Raw genomic sequence first — 6,274 nt, forward strand, 5'->3', positions numbered from 1 at the left:
GCACCGCCGGCCGGCGCCACCGCACCGGCCACCCCCGTCCCGTCGACCGGACCCACGGCCCCCGCCACCGCGCCCGACCCCGACGGCCCCGGCACCCTCCGCCAGGGCGACACCGGCCCCGAGGTCGCCGACCTCCAGCAACGCCTGCTGCGCGTCCCGGACGTCTACCGCGACGGCTCCACCAGCGGCACCTACGACGCCACGCTCACCGAGGCCGTGGCCCGCTTCCAGCTCTGGTACGGCATCAGCGGCGACGAGACGGGCGTCTACGGCGACGACACGCGCCGTGCGCTGGAGTCCCGCACCGGCTTCGGCGACGATTCATGAGCGGCACACCGGGCACACGAGGACCACCGCGCGGCCGGCGCGGGCCGGGACGGGCGGCGGCGGACGGGAGCGGAGCGGCATGGCGGACGAGAGCGGCACGCGGGACCGCACGGCACGGGGGGACCTGGACGGCTTCTTCGACCGGCTGGACCCGGACATGTGCGTGGTGACCGCCGTGGCGAGCGGCAGGCGCGCCGGATGCCTGGTCGGTTTCGCCTCGCAGTGCTCCATCCAGCCGCCCCGGTTCGCCGTCTGGCTGTCCAAGGTGAACCAGACCTACCGGGTCGCCCGGGCCGCGCAGTTCCTCGCCGTCCACCTGCTCACCCGGGACCAGCGGGACCTGGCCGAGCACTTCGGCGGCGAGACGGGCGACGAGGTCGACAAGTTCGCGGGGCTCGCCTGGCGGGAGGGGCACGGCGGCGCCGCCGTCCTGGAGGACACGGCGGCCTGGTTCGTCGGTTCCATCCTGCAACGCACCGACGGCGGCGACCACGTCGGCTTCGTGCTCGACCCCGTCGAGTGGGGCGAGGGCCGGAACGGGCCCCTGCTGCGCCTCTCCGACGCCGTCACCATCGACGCCGGCCACCCCCTGGGCTGAGTGCGGCCGGCCCCGGACCGAGGGGCGACCGCTCAGGTGCCCGATCCGGACACCCCCGTCAGCCCTCCGCGGTCTCCGCCGCGTCCTGCACGTCCTCCAGCGGCATCCGGATGTCGAGCACGCACACGTCGTCGCGTCGCTCCTCCACCAGCATCGCCGCGAGCAGCGCGTCCAGGGAGCCGGCCTCGCCGCGGCCGTGGGCGCGCACCGCCTCGGCCAGCCGGGCGAAGCCCGCGTCCAGGCCCTCCCCGGGGCGTTCGACCAGGCCGTCGGTGTAGAGCAGCAGCCGGTCCCCGGGTTCCAGCCGCAGCTCCCGCGACTCGTACGCGGGCGCGGCCGTCGCGCCGAGCAGCATGCCGCCGGGCCGGTCGAGGAAGCGGACCTCGCCCCGGCGCACCAGCAGCGGCGGCGGATGCCCGGCCTGCGCCCAGGCGAGCACCTGCTCGTCGGGGTCGTAGCGGGCGAGCACCATGGTCGCGGTGATCTGGCTGTCGCGGGAGTGCAGCAGCAGCTGGTTGAGCCGCGCCAGCGCCCCGGTGAGCGAGGAGCCGGTGGAGACCATGCCCTTCGCGGTGAACCTCAGCTGGGCCATGGTGGCCACGGCGTCGATGCCGTGGCCCGCCACGTCGCCGACCACGAACAGCGCGTCGTAGTCGGGCAGTTCGATGGCGCTGAACCAGTCGCCGCCGACGTGGATGCCGGCCTGCGCGGGCAGGTAGGCGACCTCGACGCGCAGCCCGGCCAGCCGCACCGGTTTGCTGGGCAGCGGCAGCAGGGCGTGCTGGAGCCGGGCCGCCAGCGCCCGTTCGGCCTGGAGGATGCCGCGCTGGAGCAGCATCGCGCGTTCGCTCTCCACCAGCGCGAGTTCCGCGCTGCGCTGCGGGGTGAGGTCCTGGACGAAGCCGTGCACCTCGACCGGGATGCCGTCGGGTGCCGTGACGGCCTCGGCGACCATGCGCAGATGCCGGACCCCCTCCGGCGTCTGGATCCGGAACGGCACGTCGAACGGGTGGCCGTGGGAGACGAGTTCGGCGACCGCGTGGGCCAGCGGCCCGGTGTCCTCCGGCAGTGCCAGGCCGGGCAGCTCCTCCAGACGGACCGGCCGCTGCCCGGGGCGCAGGCCGAGCACGGTGTACGTCTGCGCGGCCCAGGAGATGTCCTGGGTGATCAGGTTCCAGTTCGCCCAGCCCAGGTTGCCGAGCCGCTGCACGTCGGCCAGGCGCTGCTCCTGGCGCTCCACCGGGTCGTGCCGCAGCCAGGTCACCACCAGACGCTCGCCCAGCGGAGCGGCCCGCACCGTGTAGGTCGCGGTCACGGGCACCTCGCCGACCACGTCCTGGTAGGCGAACGGCTCGCCCTCGAAGGGCACCCCGGTTTCGAGGGCCTGGAGGTAGCCCTGCCACAGCGGTTCGCCCGCGACCGACGGATAGCTCTCCAGCACCCGCCTGCCGACCATGTCCCGGCCGGTGCGGCCGAACACGTCCACCGCCTCCGGGGTGGCGGCGTCGATGACGTAGTCCTCCACCTCGCCGGAGGGGGCGCGCAGCGGGGTCAGCAGGATCGCCGCGCCCGGCAGTGCGTCGAAGACCGCCTGCACGGTCTGGGAGACGTCCGCGGGCACGCCGCCGCGCGGGCTGTCGAAGGCGCGCAGCCGGCCCGCGCACAGCCGGGCCACGGCCCGCAGCAGCTCCCGCTCGCGACCCGTGAACGGTTCGCCGCTCCGGCGCAGCACCCCGAGGGCGACGCTCGCGGTGTCCCCGGTCGGCACGGGCAGCCAGGCGCGGGTGAGCCACCGCTCCGGCGGCTCCCCGATGAGCAGGTACCGGGTGCGGTCCAGGGAGATGTCCTCCAGCCAGCGCGGCTCCCCCGACTCCAGGGCGTCCAGGGCGGCGACGCTGGTCACCGGGGGGAGCTGGCGCCACTGGGCCGCGAGGGTGGGGTCGATCCCGGCGTACCCGATCAGTGCGAGCCCGCCCTCGAGAAGCCGCTCGTACAGCATCACCGCGTCGGCGTCCGCCTCGGGCGCGAGGTGCTCCAGCAGGCATCCGGCCAGCCCGTGCGGCGAGCCGACGCGGAGCAGGTCGCGGCCGATGTGTCCCAGCACGCCCGTGAGGTCCGCGGTGCCGTCGGGGACGCCTTCCCAGGAGCGGACGGTGGCGGCCGGAGCCGGGGGCGTGGCGGGCTGCTGCCGGGGCGGCAGGGCGCCCAGGGTGAGCCAGCACTGTTCGAGGAGGGTGCGGTTGCCGTCCTTGGCGCGCTGGACCAGCTCCTGGTGCGCGGCGTCCGGCGTACACGAGGTGACGGCCATCAGCACGCCCTTGGCGCGCTCCAGGACCGCGGAGGTGGCGGCCAGGTCCCGCAGCCGTTCCATTTCGGCGCGCTGCCGGGCGACGACCTTGGCCAGCGCCGCGAGATCGGCGCTGGTTCCGCGGTCCACCGGAGGCAGGGGCTCGCTCGTCACGCGATGAGCATGGCACATCCGGGCCCGTTCGATCACTCGTCTGCCGGGTCGGGATTCACCCGCCCGGTGGACGCGAGGGACGGTCCGGGCAGCGGCGGGGCGGGGAAGGGCGGCGGAGCGGTGAGGCGGCGGTGAGGGAGGGGACCGGCCAGGTCAGCGGGCCGCGCCGCGGGTGGCCAGGGCCTCGCTGACCGCGCGGACGCTGCGCGCGATGTGCTGCAGCTGCAGCACCTCCGCCGCGTACAGCTTGATCGTGTGCTCGATCACCGATTCGGGCAGTCCGAGCACGGGCAGTTCGGCCCGCGCGGTCTGCAGGGCGGTCCGTGCGACCCGGATCTCCTGCTGCACCTGGATCTGCGCGTGCCGGGCCAGCAGGACCGGGTGCCGGATGAACGCCGGATAGCTGGCGTAGCGCGCCGGGATCAGGTCGCGCAGCCACTTGGCGGCCGAGCGCTCCCAGTCGTAGGAGCCCGGCGTCTTGACCTGACAGGGCCAGTCGGGGCTGATGCGCGTGCTGGTCAGGGGCATGTTCATCGCTTCCGGTGTGCGGCGTCGGAGGGTGGTCGACGGGTTCGGGGCGGCCCCGGTCTAGGGGATGACCGGGGCCGCCGCGGGCACGTCGCGCAGACGACGCACCCCGGTACACCCCGGGCGCCGACGTGGGTAGGGGACGGCGGCAGAGGGTGTCCGTTCGCGGGCCCCGGACGCGGGGAGCCGGCGCTGCGTGCGGTGGGGCGTGCGCATGGGCGGTCCGTCGGCTTTCTCGGGGCGGTGGGCGGGGAGCCCGCCGAGCAGTATTTATATATGCCGACCGGTTTGCAAGACGTATGAAAACATTCATGCGCGATATGCGGTGAATCATCCCCGTCCACGGCATCGGTGGCCGCAAGATCTTCACGATCGCCCGGACCTGGCGGAAGGATCGGCCGAATCAGTCCCTGAGGAAGAACTGGTGCTGCTCGGAGAGCTGTTCGTACTTCTCCAGCCGGGCCTGGGTGCGCTCCGGATCGGCGTCGGTCATGGCCTGCAGCAGCGCCGCGGCCAGCACGCCGGGCGCGGCGTAGGAGTCGAACACCAGCCGGGAGCCGGTGCCGGTGGCGAAGGTGACGTCGGCCTCGTCGGCCAGCGGCCCCAGCGCCAGATCGGTCACCAGGGCGACCTTCAGACCCGCGCCGCGCGCCACCCGCACGGCGTGCAGGGTCTCCTGGGAGTGCCGGGGCATGGCGAACGCCAGCACCCAGCTGCCGCCGGCCTCCCGGGACTGCAGCAGCGCGTCGTAGGCCACGCTGCCGCCGCGGGTCACCAGCCGTACGTCCGGGTGGATGCGGCGGGCCGCGTACCCGAAGTACTCGGCGAGCGACACCGAGATCCGCAGGCCCAGCACGGTCAGCGGGGTGGAGCGGGACAGCTCGCGGCCGACGTGGATCACCCGGTCGGGGTCGGCGAAGTCCCGCCGCAGGTTCTCCAGGTTCTCGATCTCGGCGTCGACGGCCGCCTGCAGCTCGTTCGCCCGGTTCTCCTCGCCGGGCCCCCCGGCGAGGCTGCTCAGCGCGATCGACTGGAGCTTCTCGCGCAGCGCCGGATAGCCGCTGAAGCCGACGGCGGCGGCGAAGCGGGTGACGGACGGCTGGCTGACCCCGACCCGGTCGGCCAGCTCGGTGATCGACAGGAACGCGGCCTCGGTGATGTGCTCGATCAGGTACTGGGCGATGCGCCGCTGCCCCGGCGACAGACGCGGGCCGTCGAAGAGTTCCCTGAGCCGGGAGGTCGGTGCGGCCTCCGCCGCGGGCACCGCCTTGCCCGACGTGATCGCTGATGCCTGTGCGCGTGCCTGCTGCGGCGAGGGCACCGGTCGGCCTCCTTTGTCTGCCACGAGGACTCAACATAGCTCACCGACCGTCGTGACCAGGGGGTTGAGACGGTGGGCTCACCGCCGGTACAGGCCGATGGAATGGCCCACTTCGCCGACCGGCCGGCTGCTCGCCAGCAGCTCCGCGAGCCGGCCGCGCGCCTTGGCGGCGGCGGAGTCCGACACCGCCAGCAGCCCGTGCACCCGCTCCTGCGGCACCCTCCGCGGATCCGCCGCGTGGATGCCGTAGTACGACGGGACGCCGCTGCCCTTGTACACCAGCCACACCCGCTCGCCCGGGTACCGCTCCCGGAGCCGGTCGGCGAGCCGGCCCAGGTCCTGGCCCCAGTCCACGTTCGCGTCGTGCAGCAGCCGGTGGGTGTGCGCCGGGCCGCCGAACGCCTCGTTGGCGTACGGCAGGTAGTACGGGAAGGTCCGCAGCGAACTCACCGCCACCCAGAGCACCAGCGCGCCGGTCAGGAGCCCGCGCCACCGCCACCGGAGGGCCGTCGGGCAGGCCGCCGCCACCGCGAGGAACACCGGCACGAACAGCGCGTACCGGGTGCCGAAGTCCCGCGCCCCCGTCATCGCCGCGGCCAGCAGCACCAGGGGCGGCAGCAGCAGGTACGGCGCCGCGGGGCGCAGCCGCCGTACCGCCACGGCCGCGACGGCACCGGCCGCGCCCAGCGCCAGCAGCCCGAGCGGCGTCTTCACCAGCAGGGCGGCCGGCAGGTAGTACCAGAGCGAACCGGTGTACAGGTGCCCGAACAGATACCCCTGCCAGGGCTGGTCCTCCAGCCCGAACTGCACCCGCATCCCCGCCCGGTACGCCGGCGGCACCGGCAACAGCTCCACCAGGCGGGCCCGCAGCCCGTGCACACCCGGCACCGGCTCGGCGGGATCGAACCGCAACCGCGGGTCGACGACCAGGTACGCGGCCCACACGACGGCGACGGCCACGACCGCGACGACGGCGGCGGCCGCCAGCGCCGACACCGCCGGCCGCCGCTCCCCGAACCAGGGCAGCGGCCACCGCCGC

Annotated in this window: 5 protein-coding genes and 1 pseudogene; 2 read left to right on the forward strand and 4 right to left on the reverse strand. The window is 74.5% G+C overall.

The features are described 5' to 3' along the window. Window positions 1-327, forward strand: a 327-nt coding sequence (locus ABZV94_RS39340; RefSeq protein ID WP_356349513.1) for a peptidoglycan-binding protein, incomplete at its 5' end; no start/stop codon positions are given. A 79-nt stretch (window positions 328-406) separates the two neighbouring features. Then, a complete protein-coding gene (locus ABZV94_RS39345) occupies window positions 407-925 on the forward strand; it encodes a flavin reductase family protein (protein ID WP_356349515.1) in 519 nt (172 codons plus the stop codon). A 58-nt stretch (window positions 926-983) separates the two neighbouring features. Here the strand turns inward: ABZV94_RS39345 and ABZV94_RS39350 are convergent, their stop codons facing one another. From ABZV94_RS39350 to ABZV94_RS39365, 4 genes and pseudogenes are all read right to left on the reverse strand, one after another. Then, complete coding sequence (locus ABZV94_RS39350; RefSeq protein WP_356349518.1) at window positions 984-3,404, reverse strand: SpoIIE family protein phosphatase; 2,421 nt, start codon at window positions 3,402-3,404, stop codon at window positions 984-986. A 135-nt stretch (window positions 3,405-3,539) separates the two neighbouring features. Continuing rightward, entirely contained in the window at window positions 3,540-3,920 is a 381-nt protein-coding gene (locus tag ABZV94_RS39355) for a hypothetical protein (protein ID WP_356349519.1), read from the reverse strand. A gap of 397 nt (window positions 3,921-4,317) precedes the next feature. Beyond that, window positions 4,318-5,235 carry a MurR/RpiR family transcriptional regulator gene (locus tag ABZV94_RS39360; protein WP_356349521.1) on the reverse strand — a complete coding sequence of 306 codons (918 nt, stop codon included), beginning with the start codon at window positions 5,233-5,235 and terminating at the stop codon, window positions 4,318-4,320. 78 nt (window positions 5,236-5,313) lie between these two features. Next, window positions 5,314-6,274: pseudogene (locus tag ABZV94_RS39365) on the reverse strand (phospholipid carrier-dependent glycosyltransferase); the annotation flags it as partial.

Origin of the sequence: Streptomyces sp. NPDC004658, assembly GCF_040609555.1 — a bacterium.
Taxonomy (GTDB): domain Bacteria; phylum Actinomycetota; class Actinomycetes; order Streptomycetales; family Streptomycetaceae; genus Streptomyces.

Bases quoted from the DNA above. Each gene is read 5' to 3' on its own strand.
- ABZV94_RS39345 (WP_356349515.1), top strand. From the start codon at position 407: ATGGCGGACGAGAGCGGCACGCGGGACCGCACGGCACGGGGGGACCTG.
- ABZV94_RS39350 (WP_356349518.1), bottom strand. From the start codon at position 3,404: ATGTGCCATGCTCATCGCGTGACGAGCGAGCCCCTGCCTCCGGTGGAC.
- ABZV94_RS39355 (WP_356349519.1), bottom strand. From the start codon at position 3,920: ATGAACATGCCCCTGACCAGCACGCGCATCAGCCCCGACTGGCCCTGT.